Below are 15,410 nucleotides of genomic sequence, written 5' to 3'. Positions count from 1 at the left end.
CGAGGGAACACACCTATCCCACCGCGTACTTCCTCACCGCCGCCTCGTCCCACGCAATCCCATTCCCCGGCTCTTCGCCCGGAAGCGCGAAACCGTCCTTGATTTTCAGCCGCGTCGCCAGCACCGCGTCGGCCCAGTCGACATATTCCAGCCAATGCGCCGTCGGCGTCACGCAGAGCAGATGCGCGCTGACCTCCGAGAACAGGTGCGTCGACATCTCGATCCCGGCGGCATGCGCCAGCGACGCGGCGCGCAGCCAGCCGGTGACGCCGCCGATGCGCTGTACGTCGGGCATCACGTAATCGCTGGCTTCCGCGGCAAGCGCTGATTGCATCGAGAACGCGCTGTCAAAGTTCTCGCCGATCTGGACCGGCGTGCGCAGCGCATCCGCGATGCGGGCGCAGCCGTTGTAATCGTCGTGGCTGATCGGCTCCTCGATCCAGGTCAGCCCCTCGTCGTCGAGCATCTCGCCGCGGCGGATCGCTTCCGTCACCGTCAGCGCCTGGTTGTAGTCGCACATCAGCGTCACATCGTCGCCGATGGCCCTGCGCACCGCGCGGACGACGGCGAGATCCTCCCGCGCATCGGGCCGCCCGACGCGGATTTTTGCAGCGCGAAAACCTTCGGCGAGCAGCTTGTGCGCCTCTTCGACCGCGGCACCGACCGGCATGATGCCGAGCCCCTTCGAATTATAGGCCCTGACCGGTTTTGGTGCGCCGCCGAGCAGGCGGGCCAGCGGGAGGCTTCGAGCGCGCGCCAGCGCGTCCCATGCCGCCATGTCGATGCCGGATTGCGCCAGCCGTTGCAGGCCGGCGAGCCCGAGCAGCGTGAAGCGCCGGGTCAGCTTGTGCTCGATCTCGAACGGCAACAGCTCGTCGCCTGCGATCAGCTCTGACATTTCCGCGACCATTGCGGTCAGCGGCTTCAGCGCCGAAGGCGTGATCGCGAACAGATAGGCGTGTCCCATCGCGCCCTGGTCGGTCTCGCAGTCGATCAGCACCAGCGGTGCCTCGGCCACCGCTCCGGTCGCGGTCTGGAGCGGCAAATTCATCGGCACGATCACGGGGCGCGCGTTGAAGCGCTTGATGCGGATGGTCTCGGTCATGGAATCTCCCGGCGGGGCGAATGTGGTTCATGCCGATCTTAAACATTCGTCATGAAACGAAAAGCCCGCGGGCGAAGCGCAGGGGAGGACAGCGACAGTGTGGAGACTACGCGCGGGCAAAAGCGCGACGTGAGCAGCCTCATCGCGCCGCGCCCTCCGTGAATGCCGTCTCGATCACCTCGCCAAAGGGCTGCCAGGACCGGCCGTCGAACTGGACGAGCCGCATCTGCTTGATCGGCAGATAGCGCTCGGGCGAGGTGTTCATCCGGATGTTGGGCAGCGCAACGGTGGGCTGATAATTCTTCAGCGAAGCCGCCTGGCGCATGATGTTGTCCCGCGAAAAATCGTTGCCGCATTGCTTCAGCACCTGCGTCAGCGCCTCGGCCGCGGCGTAGCCATAGAGCGCCGCGCTGTTGTTGGTGCTCTCGACGCGGTGGTACTTGTCCATGAAGGCGAACCAGTCCTTCATGGCCGGATCGTTCTTCCAGGCGGGATCGCTCGGGTCCTTCAGAAAGGCCGCCGAAATCACCCCGGCCGAATTCTCCAGGCCGGCGGGCGCCATCGCATTGGCGATCGAGGCGGAGGCGTCGTTGACGACGAAGACCGGGTGCCAGTTCAGGGCGGCTGCGAGCTGGATCACCTTGGCCGCCGTCGAGGGCACGCCGAGAAAGACGAAAATATCGGCGCCGGCGCGCCTGAGGATCGAGACATGCCCGTCGAGATGCTCGTCGTCGATGTCGAAGGCGATATCGACGAGGACGAGACGGTTCAGGTCGCCAAGACCTTCCTCGATGCCCTTGAGCAGCGCGCGCCCGAACTGGTCGTTCTGCCAGAGCACCACGATCTTGCGATGCGGATAATAGGCCTGGATGTAGTTGGCGTAGATGCGCCCCTCGGAGCGGAACGATGGCTGCCAGCCCATGGTCCAGGGAAACGCCTTGGCCTGGCTCAACTCCTCGTCGCCGGAGGCGAGGAACAATTGCGGGATCTTCTTCTCGTTCAGATACCAGCGCGTGGCGAGATTGCCGGGCGTGCCGAACGATCCGAACATCACATGCACGTCGTCCTTCTCGACCAGATTGCGCGTCAGCTCCAGCGCGGTCGAAGGGTCGGAATTGTCGTCGCGGGTGATGAAGCGGATCTTGCGGCCGTTGATGCCGCCGCGGTCGTTGATCATGTCGAAATAGGCGGCCTCCGCCTGACCGATCGCGCCGAACTCCGACAGCAGTCCCGAATACGGCATGATGTTGCCGATACGGATTTCCTTGTCGTCTCCGGCTTGGTCCGCACGTTGCCCGGACATCGCGCCAAGCGACGCCAAGGCGACCATCGAAACGAACAGCATCCTGCCGGCGACGCGCATGTTCGACACCTTGTTGTTGGCCCCTTGGCGAGGTCGGCTCAATCGGCGCCAGGGCCGCTTGATCTAGGTCAAGCGTTTGTCGATCTTGTGGCTTGATGGCGCAGGACGAAAGCGGCAGGCGTACTGACGCGCTGTGGGCTCCGTCGCCCTTCGAGGGTCGCTGAAGAAGCGGCCACCTCAGGGTGACGGTGGGAGACCGATTGCCGCGATCGAGATTGGTGAGGCTGGGGGGAGCTTGGTGCCGCGCCCCTACGGCAACCCCCGCGCCTCGAGCTGGTGCGCCAGCAGCAGCGTCGGCTCGGCGAGGCTGTTGGCGGAACCGTCCAAACCAAACGCGGCGGCGATGCCGTCGCGGTTGCGCAGGAGCGAGGCGCGCGGGCAGTGGCCGGCGCCGCACAGCGTTTTCCTCAGCGTCTCGCCCTGGGCCACGAGGTTCGCGGGATCGTCCGCGGCCCAGGCCAGCACGATCGGCACGTCGACATTGAGGATGCCGGGAAACACAGACCGCTTGTCATATTGGCCGGCGTCGGTGCCGAGATAGGCCTTCTCGCTGTCGCTCGCATCCTTGCCGGCGCGGTAGATGCCGGACACCAGCACGACCGCGGCGACCTCGGCGCGGTCGGTCTGGAGCTCGGGATGCGCCAGAAGGCTTGCGACATGGAAGGCGCCGGCGCCGTAGCCGACCGCGACGATCTCGCGGGCATCGCCGTTGAACAGGTCGATGTTGCCGTGGATCCAGGACAGCGCCGCCGCGACGTCGGTCGCACCGGTCGGCCAGGTCGCCGCGGGCGCCAGGCGATAGTTCACGCGCACGCCGATCATGCCGTTGCGCGCGGCAAAGCACATGGTCTGGTCCTGGACCTCGCGCGACAGGTCCGGCGCCGCGCGGTCGCCGGTAAAAGTGTCGCCCGCCACGAACAGCAGCACCGGCCGCGGCGTGTCAGCCTTGGTGGCGGCGCTGGTGGCGACGTCGAGCACATTGGCCTCGCTCTCGCCATAGCGCAGCCCTCGCGAGAAGGTGACCTGCTCGCACAGCCGTGCGGTGCCGCCGGCGGTCGTATCGGAATCGGTGAGGCCCGCCCGGACGAGATCGGAGGGCGCGGTCGGCCGCGTCGGCAATGGACCATGTGCGGAGGCCGCCGTCGCGGTCAGAAGCAGGACAAAAGCGAGACAAGTTTTCATCATGAGGGTGCGGGCCTTCCGCACCTCATATGGGTGCGCCGGTTTGGCCTGTCTTTTCAATTCGCCATATTAGTTCTTGGCCGGTTAGTTCTTGGCTGGTCTTGCGGCGATTTCGCGGCGCCCTTGCCTTGCTCTCCCGGTCCGGCTCAGCTGCCCGGCTGGAACGTGCAATCCGCCCCGCTGCCGTCCTTCTGCCGGATGGCGTTGGGGTCGATGGTGCAGCTCAGCTTGCTCAGGCTCTCGAAATTCGACCCGGCCGCGCCATCGGGGGGAATGCCGGCCAGCGCCTCGGTCGCGAAGATCTCGTTGGCGGTGGGCCCGTTCACGGTCTTGACCTTCTTGCCGAAGGTCACCTCGCAATTGCGCACGGTGATGTCGACATTGCCGGTGCGGCAGACGATCTTGTCCGCGGTCACCACGATCGACTTCTTGTAGGAAATGTCGGCATTGGCGGCGAACAGCGTCGCCACCGCCTTCTTCTCGGCGCCCGACAGCACCGGCGACAGCGGCGCGATCACGCCCGCGAGCGCCAGCGCAGTCGAGCCGGAGATTTTGGACGGCGCAACGCTGGCGCCGTTGGCGTCGGCGACGTGGGCCGCGCCGGCGACAAGGACGGCACCAGCGAGGCAAGCTGAGATCGTGCGTTTCATTGGCGTTTCCCCTCGGCTTCGCCGCCACAGATGGGCGCAGCCTATGACAGATTTCCCATCCAGGGGAGAGCTATGGTCACAGGCTGGGAAGAGTTGAGCGCCGCGCAGTCACTTGATGTGTATTCATGACGGGCCGGACGGAGGTCCGCGGACCAATTGTGCTCAAAGCGAATTCCTTCGGCTTTTGACCCCGAAGCAGAGATAAGCACGCTGCTCTCGCACTTGTATGCAAAAGGTCTTCACGGTAGAAACTGCCTTTTGACATGGCAAATTCCGCGAACAACGATAGCTTTCCTTTCGGCGGGGGCGAGATGGGCACGCTCATCTGTCTCCGCAACTGGTCCGACACGGGCCTAGGGCCGGTCTCGGGGTGGCCACAAAGCCTGAAGACCACGGTCGGAATACTGCTGCGCTCGCCACTCCCCATCGTGCTCCTGTGGGGACCGGACGGCGTCATGATCTACAATGACGCCTACTCGGACTTTGCAGGGGGACGCCATCCCCTCCTGTTCGGATCGAAAGTGCGAGAGGGCTGGCCTGAGGTCGCCGACTTCAACGACAACGTGATGAAGGTGGGCTTGAGTGGAGGAACACTCTCCTACCGCGACCAGGAACTCACGCTTCACCGTAAAGGCTTTCCCGAGCAAGTCTGGATGAACCTCGATTACAGCCCCGTGCTGGACGAGAACGGCCGTCCCGCTGGCGTCCTCGCCATTGTCGTGGAGACGACGCAGCGGGTTCTGACCGAGCGGGCACTAGCGAAAATGGAGGAGCGGCTTCGTCAAGCCCTGAATGCTTCCGGGATGGTGGGCACATTCGACTGGCATGTGCAGTCCGACACTTTTTTCGCCGATGCCCAGTTCGCAGAAATGTTCTCGGTCGATCCCGCCAAAGGGGACAAGGGCGCACCTTTGGCGGAGTACCTTGCGGGCATTCATCCTGAGGACGCAGAACGGGTCGCTAACGCAGTCAACCGCGCCGTCACCACCGGAGGAAGCTATGTTCAGGAATACCGGCTGCTGCGCAAGGACGGAAGTATCCGCTGGGTCGAGGCGCGTGGCGAGTGCTTGTCCGACCAGGATGGTGGGTCCTCACGCTTCGTCGGCGTGGTGGTGGACATAACGAGCCAGAAGAATGCGCAAGAGCGCCAACGGTTACTTGCCCGTGAGGCGGACCATCGGGTCAAAAACATCTTCGCCAATTTCCATTCGATGATTAGTCTGAGTGCCAGATCTGCCCGCACTCCCAAGGAAATGGCCGAAGCTCTTCGTGGTCGGCTGGACGCGCTGTTGCGGGCCAAGGACCTTATTCGACCCGGCATTATGGGTACGGAACACGCAAGCAAGCACACGACGGTGGATGCGCTGGTGCGCACAGTCTTGCAGCCCTATGAAGACGGCTCGCCCGCCCGCATCATCCTGAGCGGTCCCGATGTGCCTGTCGGGGCAAAGGCTGTGACTGGCCTTGCCCTCGCGTTGCATGAGGCTGCGACGAATGCGGTTAAGTACGGGGCGCTTTCGCAGACGAGCGGTTCAATCAGCGTTACATGGAGTGCGAGTGGTGACGACTTGCATCTTGAGTGGGAAGAAACCGGCGGCCCGTTGATCGACACCGCACCATTGGCTCGCGGCTTTGGCAGCATTCTTACCGAGCGCAGTGTGACCGGAGAATTGTTGGGCAAGATCGAGCACGACTGGCGGCGAAGTGGCCTTCGACTAAAGCTGAGCGTTCCGTTGGAACGCCTCGCGGCTTAAAGATGCATAGGCTCGATCTAGCTAGCTAGATCAGTGAGCAACGCCAAGCCAGCTTAAGAGACAGTCAGGCGCAATTACGGTGACAGTGTACTTAATCATGCTTCGCTAGACGGCACAGCCTTCGGTCCGTGCGTGCCGAGCCTGAAGCGAAGCGGCCAATTGAGTGCACTGGCACCGTAATTCTGAGATTTCAAGTGCGACGCTCGCACCGACCCAGGTGCCCGCATGGATCGTCGTTGACTTCCGGAATCGGCCCCCTAGCTGACCTCGGCGCCCGCTCCCAGGAAGTCTGCAATTGGACCGTTAGCGGACATGACAGAGATCAAACAGTGCCTATGTTGTCCACGCCCATGACGGGATCAGCGAAATGCGCCCCGATGACTTCACCGAGGCGCATCGCATCAGCTCCTAGACGCGCTCTGCGCCCACGCGAGTGAACTCGCGTTTATCGGTACCGACTCGCCAATATCGATGACAGGAACGACAGTGATGTCATTCCAGAAGTTGTACTTCGAAACGAATGTGGTGATGATCTTGGGATCGTCGGCTTCGACCAGGACATAACCGCCCCGTCCGGCCAAGTTTGCAACGAAGGCGTGGATCGTCAAACCCTTCTCTTCTTCTGGCTTCCATTTACTGAACGCGGTGAGAAGCGACTGCGACCCCGCAAAGTTTTGGTCATGGGAAAGACCTGCTGTGCGTACGGTGTACTCAAGCATGTATTTCATGTTTCCTCCAAATACCTGAACAATATAAGACCTCGGCCCATAAGTGCGTCGGGATATTCGGCGATTGATCCAAATCAATAGAAGCCAGGCAAAATACCGCGGACGAGTCCGCGTTCGCCTCAGATGCCGCGGAGAAAGTCTATCTTGCCGATCTCCACCCCGTTGTGGCGCAGGATCGCGTAGGCGGTGGTCACGTGGAAGTAGAAATTCGGGATCAGAAAGCCGAACAGATACTGCTTGGCGGGGAAGGTCATGTCCTTGCCGGCGAGCTTCTGGGTGACGGTGCGGTCCTCGGCCCCCGTGAACTTCTCCGTCGGCACGCTCTCCAGGAAGGCGATGGTCCTGGCGAGGCGGTTCTTCAGGTCCGCCACGGTCTTGTCCTCGTCGGGGAAGCTCGGGATCTCCACCTGGGCCAGGCGCGCCGCGCCGCCCCTCGCTGTTTCCGTGGCGCGATGGATCTGGGTCGAGAAGGGCAGCATGTCGATGGCCAACCGGCTGCCCACCAGGACGGTCGGGTCCACCTTCTTGCGCTCGGAATAGGCCACTGCCTTGTCGAGGATGGCGTCGAGATTCTTCAGCGAGCGCACCATGCCGGGAACGGCGGCGTCGTACATGGACAGGGACAAGGCAAATCTCCAGACGGAAGCGTGGGATTGCGGCATTCATTTACTATGGTGATCGCCATAATATGGCGATCGCCATAGCGCTGTCAAGCAAGCCGCGGTATGTTTGCGACATGCCACGCAAAACTGACGCCCGCGCCCGCGCGATTGCCACCGCCGAACGACTGTTCCGCATCCAGGGCTACGCTGCGACTGGATTGAACCAGATCATTGAAGAAAGTGGCTCGCCAAAAGGATCGTTCTACTTTCACTTTCCGCGCGGCAAGACCCAGCTCGCAGAGGAAACAATCGATCCTTACCTTGCGAAGAGGGCTGCTGCGTTCCGGCATGTCTCAGCGAACACGACAGGCGACGCTCCGAATTTTTTCAGTCAGATTTTTGCGGCCATCGCGGCCGAAATGATTGCCGACGACTTCCAGTATGGATGTCTCATGCAAAATCTGGCGAATGAGCTGTCCCCGCTGGACACTGAGCTGACCAAACGGCTGGCACTCGGATTTGCTCATCTGACCGAGATTATTGCAGAGCATCTTAGGGGGTGCGGTTTCGCTCCCGCGCGCGCATCCGGTAGCGCAGCCGCATTGGTCGCTGCCATCGAAGGCGGACGAACGATTGCCCGTGTGGAACGCGCGCCGGCCATATTTGGGGCGCTGGCGGATATCTTTGCCAAAGGAGCCCGTGATCTTCCGCCGAAGAAGCGGACGCGTTCAGGGACGCGATCGGCCGCGTCGAACGGACGCGGCCGGGTCTCTGCGGGTCGCGCAGGCAGGCAAATCGCCCGCCTGCGCGAGACCGAATAGGCTAACTGGTCGGCCCGCCCTGAAGCGCGGTGAGGAGCTTTGCGCCGTCAGGCACGCCCCAGCCGGTGCAGGCATCCCATCCCGGGCCCGCCTTGAACTGCCCGCCGAGCAGACCGTCGGTGTCATTGTTGCCCACGGTGATGTCGCGCAGCACGCCGGCAGGCCCGAACTTGGAATAGAGCAGGGCATTGAAGTTGCCGGACCGCGCGCCGTTTGCCGCGTTGATCCGGGCGATCAGGCTCGCCCACAGCGGTGCGGACGCGCTGGTGCCGCCGACGATGCCGAGCTTGCCGCCCGACATCGTCAGATAGCCCGTGGCCGGATCGGCGTTGGCGGCGACGTCCGGGATCGCGCGCCCGGCAAAGTGTTTGGGATTGATCGATTTCGGCACGATGCCCTTCTGCCAGCTCGGAACCGGCGTGACGTCGCTGACACCGCCGCCGGTGCCGCTGCCGGGCCCGTCGTTCCAGACGGTCTCGGTGATCTGCACCTGCTTCTTCGCGTTCTTGCGCGCGTGCAAGGTCGTTCCGCCGACCGCCAGCACATAGGGACTGGTGGCCGGGAAATTCACATGGGCCCGGCCGTCCTGCATCTGCGCTTCCGAGCCGTCATCGCCGGTGGACACGCAGAAGGTGATGCCGAGATGCGCGGCCGCGAGGAAAGAGTGGTTGCAGTGATCGATCGCCGCCGGTGACCAGATCACGCCGGCATTGTTGAAGGCCTGGTTCTCATCCCACCCCCAGCTGATCGAGACGACGGAGGGGTCGTTGTCGGAATCGCTGACGACCTTGGCGAGGCAATCGACCAGACCCTTTTCGTCGAAGGTCGAGAAATAGGTGGCGATCCTGGCGCCGCCTCCGAGCGCGCCGGCGACATCGACGTCCAGCATCACCTCGCCGGTCGAGTCCGGATCCCCGGCGGGATCGGTCGAGACACCGTCGACCGCAACAACCGCAACGGCCGGCGCGGGAACGCCGATCTTGGCGAAATAGGCCGCGACATCCGGCGTCTCCACGCCGCCGCCGAATTCGAGCAGGCCGATACATTGCTTGCTGGCGTCGACCTGGGGGAATCCGTAGATGGCGCCGAGCTCGGTCGGAACGAACCAGTGTCGCACCGCGCTGGCGAAATCCGGCTTGGCGCTCTGTGCCGAATGGCGCGAGCGCCGCAGCACACGATGGTTGTTCAGGCCGAACACGCCGGTGATGGCATCGCCGACCTCGGCAGGAACATGCACGGGGCCGGTGCGGGCGTGGAAGTCGCCGAGATGCGGATGGGCGTAGTCGAACAGCGTGACGCCGAAGGCGTCGCTGATATCGTCGACCGTGCCGGCGATGCCGAGCCGCGCGGCGGCGGGCTCGTTGCGCGTGACGACGAGCTTGTGCGCCTTGGCGAAATCTTCGATCGATTTGAGGGCCTTGGGATCGGAGCCATAATTGCCCTCAAGCTGGTCGCGCGTCATGTATTTGCGTGCTTTCGGCAGCTTGTTGTCCAGATCGGACAGATCAGGCAGATCGGCGGACCGTTTCACGCCGAGCGTCAGCTCGATCCAGCGCTGGCCGCTGGTGCGGCGCAGAGCCTTCGAGCCAGTCGGCAGTTGATGGACGCTGTTGGGAAGTTCGACCATGTGGGGTGTTGCACTAGGGGACATAATATTTCCTCCTTGCACGGGGGTGGTTGACGAACCGGGAAGCATGAATGGCGAACGCTGGTTCTGCTCGTTCGAAAGTTTTCAGGTGTTCGAAAATGGATCGAGCTGCGCCGGCAAAAATCAGCCGGCGCGAAAGAATGATGTCAAACCTTAAATAGCAAAATGAAGTAATGCATCCTAGCAGCGGGATGCTGATGCGGCAAAGCCGAACGCGCAGCGCGCGTCTCACAATCGCGTCAGTTTATCGCAGCCTGGCGTATCGATGCGCCAACTGATCTGACGTAGTTGGCGATCTGACCTGGCTGGATTGTCACCATCGTTGCGCGTGCGCGAGCCGGCGATGCACGCCGGCTGATGCGTCTGGCCGCAGGACAAGTGTCCGAAGTGCCAGGGCGTGGACTCCTGAACGCGTAGCCGCTCGGATGCAACAGCAGGCAAGCGCCGAAATCCTCCGCGCGCAAGCGAGTTTGTGCGCAGCAGACGTGAGATGTCCCACGACACCCGCCGTTCGGTCGCTCTCGGGATAGCGGACATGGCATTTCGGAAGCGATTGACCCATCTGCGACGACATCAGTCGGCCAGTCCGCGACGAGCGACAGAGGCCAATCCGGCCCTTCCAGAACGATGCCGTCACCCGATAAGATGCCCCTTTTAATCAGGGGTGGATATGGCGCGGATATCGAAGGCGGGCGGTAAGAAGACCAAGACGAAAGCCCGCAAGGCGAGTCCGGCAAAAGGCCGGAAGACCGCCAAGACTAACGGTCGGAAGACCCGTGTCGCCGCGCCGCGCAAGGGTCGGCCGATCGTCGAACTGACCAAAGAGCTAGACAAGGCGCTGGCCCGTCAAGACGCGACGGCAGAAATTCTGAAGGTCATCAGCGCTTCGCCCACCGACGTGAAGTCGGTATTCGACGCCATCTGCGCTACAGCGGCGCGATTGTTCAACTGCGACCTGACGGGCGTGTTCTGGATAGAAGGCGCCTCGCTGACAGCTATCACCGGGGCGTTTGCGGACAGGCTGTTTGAACGACACGAATTCGCACCTGATATGCCGCTGGCAGCGGATCACAATTTTCCGGCCATGGCGGCCGTCGAAAGGCGGACAGTGCATGTCCCCAACTACCTGGCGACCCAGCTGCCCGCTCACGAGCAATACATCTCGGATCGCTACGGCATCAAATGCGGCCTTTATCTGCCCTTGCTGCGCAACAGCGAATGCATCGGCGTCTTCCTGCTGACGGCGAGCAAGCCCGATCACTTCAGCGGGCAAGACATCGCGGTCGCGGAGTCGTTCCGCGATCAGGCCTTGATCGCGATCCAGAACGCGCGGCTGTTCAACGAGACCAAGGAGGCGTTGGAGCGGCAGACCGCGGCCGCAGACATTCTGAGGATCATCAGCCGTTCGGTCGCGCACGCGGCGCCGGTCTTCGACACGATCCTCGAATCCTGCCAGCGCCTGTTCAATCCTTACGATGCGGCCGTCTACCTGGTCGAAGGCGACAGGGTGAGGGGCGTCGCGCGGCGCGGCGCTGGAGCGGGGGGCTGGGGAGCAGATTCGATGCCGCTCGAGGGAAGTTCGACCGGCGCGGCGATCGCACAGCGGCAACCGGTCCACTTTCCCGATCTCGCCGACAAGGCCGACCTGCCGGAGGACAAAAGGGCAGTTGTGAAAGCGGCCGGCGGCATGACGGTGCTCTACGCTCCAATTATCTCCGAATCTCGCGGTGTCGGCTCCCTCGTCGTCACGCGCCGGCCCAGGAAGCCATTTACCGAGACCGAGATCGAATTCATTCAGAGCTTTGCCGATCAGGCCGCCATCGCCATCGAGAACGCGCGGCTGTTCGATGAGGTGCAGGCCAGCACGCGCGGCCTCAGCGAGGCACTGGAGCAGCAGACTGCGACCAGCGAAGTCCTTGCGGCCATCAGCCGTTCGCCTTCGAATCTCAATCCCGTGCTTGAGGCCATCTCGGATACCGCGGCGCGGCTGTGCGGATCCGAGCAGACGATGTTCTTTCGCTACGATGGCAACGTGTTCCGCATCCTTGCCAGCTGGAACTTCCCCCCCGAAGTTCATGAAATGCTCGAACGCCGCCCGTTGACGCCCGGCCATCCCTCCGCGATCGGACGCGCGGGAGCCTCCCTGAAACCAGTCTGCATTCCGGATGTGCTGGCCGATCCGGATTATGGCCTGACCGGCGAGCAGAGCCGCGCACGCTATCGCGCGACGCTTGCGGTGCCGCTGTTGCGTGAAGGCCGGCTGATCGGCGCGCTATCGCTGAATCGCAGCGAGCCCGGTGCCTTTACCGAGAAGCAGATTGAACTGGTCGCGACCTTCGCCGACCAGGCGGTGATCGCGATCGAAAATGTCCGCCTGTTCGACGAGGTTCAGGCCAAGACCAGCGACCTTGAAGAATCCCTGCAACAGCAGATCGCGACCGCCGACGTTCTCAAGGTCATCAGCCGGTCGGCCTTCGATCTTCAGACGGTGCTCGAGACCCTGGCCCGCTCGGCCGTCGAACTCAGTTCGGCACGGCGGGGGACCGTATTTCTGAGAGACGGAGACGTGTTCCGTTTCCGGGCGGCATCGCATCCAGATCTCAATGAGGACTGGATCCGGTTCATGAAAGCCAATCCGCTGCAGGCCGGCCGCCATTCGACCATCGGCCGCGCCATTGCGTCGGCGCGGAGCGTCTGTACCCCCGACGTTGAGGCCGATCCTGAGATCAGGATGCCGACCCATCTGGCCGGCATCCGCGCCGTGCTCGCGGTCCCGCTTTTGCGCGACGGGAAAGTCGAGGGGGTGATGGCGATGTCGCGGCAGGAACCGGGGGAATTCACGGCAAGGCAGGTCGAGCTGGTCGAGACCTTCGCCGACCAAGCCGTGATCGCCATCGAGAATACGCGGCTGTTCAACGAGACCAAGCAGGCACTGGCCTACCAGACCGGGAGCAGCAATGTTCTGAGGGTGATCGCCTCTTCGCCCACCGATGTCGAACCGGTTCTCAAAGAGATCGTCGAAAGCGCGCGAGAGCTTTGCGAAGCCAACGATGCAGTCGTGCTGTTGCGGGACGCAGAACATCTCCGCTTCAGCGCGCATTCCGGTCCCATTCCCGTAACGATCGACAAATGGCCGATCAGCCGCAATTGGACCGCTGGACGCGCCTTTGTGGACCAAAAGCCTGTCCATGTTCACGACATGCTATCCGGGGACGGCGCGGAGTTTCCGGACGCCAGAGCCATGGGCCAAAGCACAGGCTCGACCATTCATACCGTTCTGTCCGTGCCCTTGCTGCGTGGGAACGAGAGTATCGGCGCGATCCTGCTGCGCCGCACCGAAGTGCGTCCGTTCAACGACAAGCAAATCAACCTGCTGTCGACCTTCGCCGACCAGGCGGTGATCGCAATCCAGAACGCGCGGCTGTTCAACGAGACCCGGGAGGCGCTGGAGCGGCAAACCGCGACTGCGGAAATCCTGAAGGTCATCGCCAGTTCGCCCGATGACGTGCAGCCCGTCTTCCAGGCCATTGCCGAGCGCTCCAATCACCTTGTCGGCGGATTTGCGACGATCGTCGTGAGCATTGTCGATGATATCGTTCACTTGTCGGCGTTTACGTCGACGACGCCTGCGGCCGATGCGGCGCTCAGGGCTTTCTATCCCCGGCCATTGTCGGGCTTCAGTTATAGCGATGCTGTCCGCCGGGGCGAGATCCACAGGATTGTCGACGCCGAACTAGAACTTGCCGCTGAATCCGATCAGTTGACGATGGTGCGCCAGCGGGGATGGCGCAGCGCGTTGTGGGTCCCGCTGCTGCTCGAAGGCGAGGCCATCGGCGTCATCGGAGTCACGCGGGTCGAGCCGGGTCCCTTCGCCGATCATCATGTCGATATGCTGGAGACCTTCGCCGACCAGGCGGTGATCGCCATTTCCAATGTGAAATTGTTCAGACAAGTTCAGGAGCGGACCCGCGACCTCGAAGAGTCACTGCAGCAGCAGACCGCGACGTCGGAGGTGCTGCAGGTGATCAGCCGTTCGGTCTTCGATCTCAAGACGGTCCTGCAGACGCTTCTTGAATCCGCAGCCAGTCTCTGCGATGCGTCCATCTGCATTCTGTTCCAGTCGCAGGGCGACCTTCTCCATGTGGGCGCGAGTTACGGCGGCACGCCCGAATTCGTCGAATATCTGTCGAACCATCCGCATCGTTTCGATCGCGCTACGGTCGCCGGACGCGCCGCGGTCGAGCGTCGCACGATCCACATTCCCGACATCGCCGCCGATGCCGAATACGGGCTTCCCCAGTCCATAAAGCTCGGAGGCTGGCAGTCGATCATCGGCGTGCCGCTTCTGCGCGATGGCGAGGTGCTCGGCGTTCTCGATCTAGCTAGACCCGTCGCTGGGCCATTCACCCCGCGACAGATCAAACTGATCGAAACTTTCGCCGATCAGGCCGTGATCGCGATCGAGAATGCCCGCCTGTTCGACGAGGTGCAGCAGCGCACCAAAGAGCTTGCCGCTTCGCTCGACGACCTCCGCACCGCGCAGGATCGCCTGGTGCAGACGGAAAAGCTCGCCTCGCTCGGCCAGCTCACCGCCGGCATCGCCCACGAGATCAAGAACCCGCTCAATTTCGTCAATAACTTCGCGGCGTTGTCGAGCGAACTCATCGATGAGATGACCGAAATGTTTGAAAATCCGGCGCTCGACGAGGCCGGCCGACGAAAGGAACTGGATGAAATCCGCGAACTCCTGAAAAGCAATCTCGAAAAGGTCGTTCAGCACGGCAAGCGCGCCGATTCCATCGTCAAGAACATGCTGTTGCATTCCCGGGAAGGATCGGGTGAGCAGCGGGCGGTCGATATCAATGCGCTGTTGGACGAGAGCCTCAATCTCGCCTATCACGGCGCCCGCGCCGAGAAACCGGGTTTCAATATCACGCTGCAGCGCGACCTGGATCCGGACGCCGGCGTGGTAGAGCTGTTCCCGCAGGAAATCACCCGCGCCTTGCTCAATCTGATCTCGAACGGATTTTATGCCGCGAGCAAGCGTGAAGCCGAGAACGGTGAGGCGGATTTCGAGCCGGTGCTCGGCGCTGCCACCAAAAATCTCGGCAACCACATCGAGATACGCATCCGCGACAATGGTACCGGCATCCCGCCGGAGGTGAAGGAAAAAATGTTCAATCCGTTCTTCACGACCAAACCGGCCGGAGAAGGCACCGGGCTTGGTCTTTCGATGAGCCACGACATCATCGTGAAGCAACACGGCGGCAGGATAGAGGTGGATACGCAGCCCGGGCAATTCACCGAGTTCACGATTGTGTTGCCGCGGGCGACCAGCCCTGCAAACAACAGAGACGATCTCAGTGCGAGCTCGCGCAAACCGATGTGATGCTATGGTCGCCTTTACGAGTAAGGCGGGCGGCGATCATGTCTACTTGCCGGGAATGAGCGACAATGTTCAGTCCTTGGTCAGAACGCCGCGATTGACCCAACCCGGTCATTGACCCGCTTGGACTTGTGTCGATATTTGCCTACTCTCTGCTTCCGAGGGAAAGCG

General features: G+C 62.5%; 10 protein-coding genes. 3 read left to right on the top strand and 7 right to left on the bottom strand.

Going from position 1 to position 15,410, the window contains the following annotated elements; translation table 11 throughout:
- Nucleotides 1–13: 13 nt before the first annotated feature.
- The 4 genes from IC761_RS32365 to IC761_RS32350 form a co-directional block, all read right to left on the bottom strand.
- Nucleotides 14–1,105, bottom strand: coding sequence for an enolase C-terminal domain-like protein (locus tag IC761_RS32365; protein ID WP_195800681.1), 1,092 nt, complete (start codon nucleotides 1,103–1,105; stop codon nucleotides 14–16).
- Nucleotides 1,106–1,244: 139 nt separating this feature from the next.
- Nucleotides 1,245–2,468 (bottom strand): ABC transporter substrate-binding protein, encoded by a 1,224-nt coding sequence (locus IC761_RS32360; RefSeq protein WP_195800680.1) that lies wholly within the window; start codon nucleotides 2,466–2,468, stop codon nucleotides 1,245–1,247.
- 249 nt (nucleotides 2,469–2,717) lie between these two features.
- Nucleotides 2,718–3,650 (bottom strand): alpha/beta hydrolase, encoded by a 933-nt coding sequence (locus IC761_RS32355; protein WP_195804844.1) that lies wholly within the window; start codon nucleotides 3,648–3,650, stop codon nucleotides 2,718–2,720.
- Nucleotides 3,651–3,796: 146 nt separating this feature from the next.
- Nucleotides 3,797–4,300 (bottom strand): hypothetical protein, encoded by a 504-nt coding sequence (locus IC761_RS32350; protein ID WP_195800679.1) that lies wholly within the window; start codon nucleotides 4,298–4,300, stop codon nucleotides 3,797–3,799.
- A gap of 311 nt (nucleotides 4,301–4,611) precedes the next feature.
- Here IC761_RS32350 and IC761_RS32345 point away from each other — a divergent pair, with 311 nt between their 5' ends.
- Nucleotides 4,612–6,054, top strand: a complete 1,443-nt coding sequence (locus IC761_RS32345) for a PAS domain-containing HWE histidine kinase family protein (protein WP_246791398.1) — start codon at nucleotides 4,612–4,614, stop codon at nucleotides 6,052–6,054.
- 401 nt (nucleotides 6,055–6,455) lie between these two features.
- On the opposite strand, the gene IC761_RS32340 is transcribed toward IC761_RS32345, so the two are convergent.
- Nucleotides 6,456–6,782: a DUF3303 domain-containing protein gene (locus IC761_RS32340; RefSeq protein WP_195800677.1), complete on the bottom strand. Its 327-nt coding sequence runs from the start codon at nucleotides 6,780–6,782 to the stop codon at nucleotides 6,456–6,458.
- A gap of 119 nt (nucleotides 6,783–6,901) precedes the next feature.
- Nucleotides 6,902–7,408, bottom strand: coding sequence for a DUF1993 domain-containing protein (locus tag IC761_RS32335; RefSeq protein WP_195800676.1), 507 nt, complete (start codon nucleotides 7,406–7,408; stop codon nucleotides 6,902–6,904).
- A 62-nt stretch (nucleotides 7,409–7,470) separates the two neighbouring features.
- Between IC761_RS32335 and IC761_RS32330 the strand changes: the two genes are divergently transcribed.
- Nucleotides 7,471–8,205: a TetR/AcrR family transcriptional regulator gene (locus IC761_RS32330; protein ID WP_246791397.1), complete on the top strand. Its 735-nt coding sequence runs from the start codon at nucleotides 7,471–7,473 to the stop codon at nucleotides 8,203–8,205.
- Nucleotide 8,206: 1 nt separating this feature from the next.
- Here the strand turns inward: IC761_RS32330 and IC761_RS32325 are convergent, their stop codons facing one another.
- A complete protein-coding gene (locus IC761_RS32325; protein WP_195800675.1) occupies nucleotides 8,207–9,856 on the bottom strand; it encodes a S53 family peptidase in 1,650 nt (549 codons plus the stop codon).
- 667 nt (nucleotides 9,857–10,523) lie between these two features.
- On the opposite strand from IC761_RS32325, the gene IC761_RS32320 reads away from it, so the two are divergent.
- The gene (locus tag IC761_RS32320) at nucleotides 10,524–15,242 is read left to right on the top strand and encodes a GAF domain-containing protein (protein ID WP_195800674.1); all 4,719 of its coding nucleotides are present in this window, start codon (nucleotides 10,524–10,526) and stop codon (nucleotides 15,240–15,242) included.
- Nucleotides 15,243–15,410: the final 168 nt, after the last annotated feature.

The organism is Bradyrhizobium commune (genome assembly GCF_015624505.1).
Lineage (GTDB): Bacteria > Pseudomonadota > Alphaproteobacteria > Rhizobiales > Xanthobacteraceae > Bradyrhizobium > Bradyrhizobium commune.
This window is presented reverse-complemented; position numbering and strand designations above follow the sequence as displayed.

Bases quoted from the DNA above. Each gene is read 5' to 3' on its own strand.
- IC761_RS32355 (WP_195804844.1), bottom strand. From the start codon at position 3,650: ATGAAAACTTGTCTCGCTTTTGTCCTGCTTCTGACCGCGACGGCGGCC.
- IC761_RS32365 (WP_195800681.1), bottom strand. From the start codon at position 1,105: ATGACCGAGACCATCCGCATCAAGCGCTTCAACGCGCGCCCCGTGATC.
- IC761_RS32340 (WP_195800677.1), bottom strand. From the start codon at position 6,782: ATGAAATACATGCTTGAGTACACCGTACGCACAGCAGGTCTTTCCCAT.
- IC761_RS32350 (WP_195800679.1), bottom strand. From the start codon at position 4,300: ATGAAACGCACGATCTCAGCTTGCCTCGCTGGTGCCGTCCTTGTCGCC.
- IC761_RS32360 (WP_195800680.1), bottom strand. From the start codon at position 2,468: ATGCGCGTCGCCGGCAGGATGCTGTTCGTTTCGATGGTCGCCTTGGCG.
- IC761_RS32320 (WP_195800674.1), top strand. From the start codon at position 10,524: ATGGCGCGGATATCGAAGGCGGGCGGTAAGAAGACCAAGACGAAAGCC.
- IC761_RS32325 (WP_195800675.1), bottom strand. From the start codon at position 9,856: ATGTCCCCTAGTGCAACACCCCACATGGTCGAACTTCCCAACAGCGTC.
- IC761_RS32330 (WP_246791397.1), top strand. From the start codon at position 7,471: ATGGCGATCGCCATAGCGCTGTCAAGCAAGCCGCGGTATGTTTGCGAC.
- IC761_RS32345 (WP_246791398.1), top strand. From the start codon at position 4,612: ATGGGCACGCTCATCTGTCTCCGCAACTGGTCCGACACGGGCCTAGGG.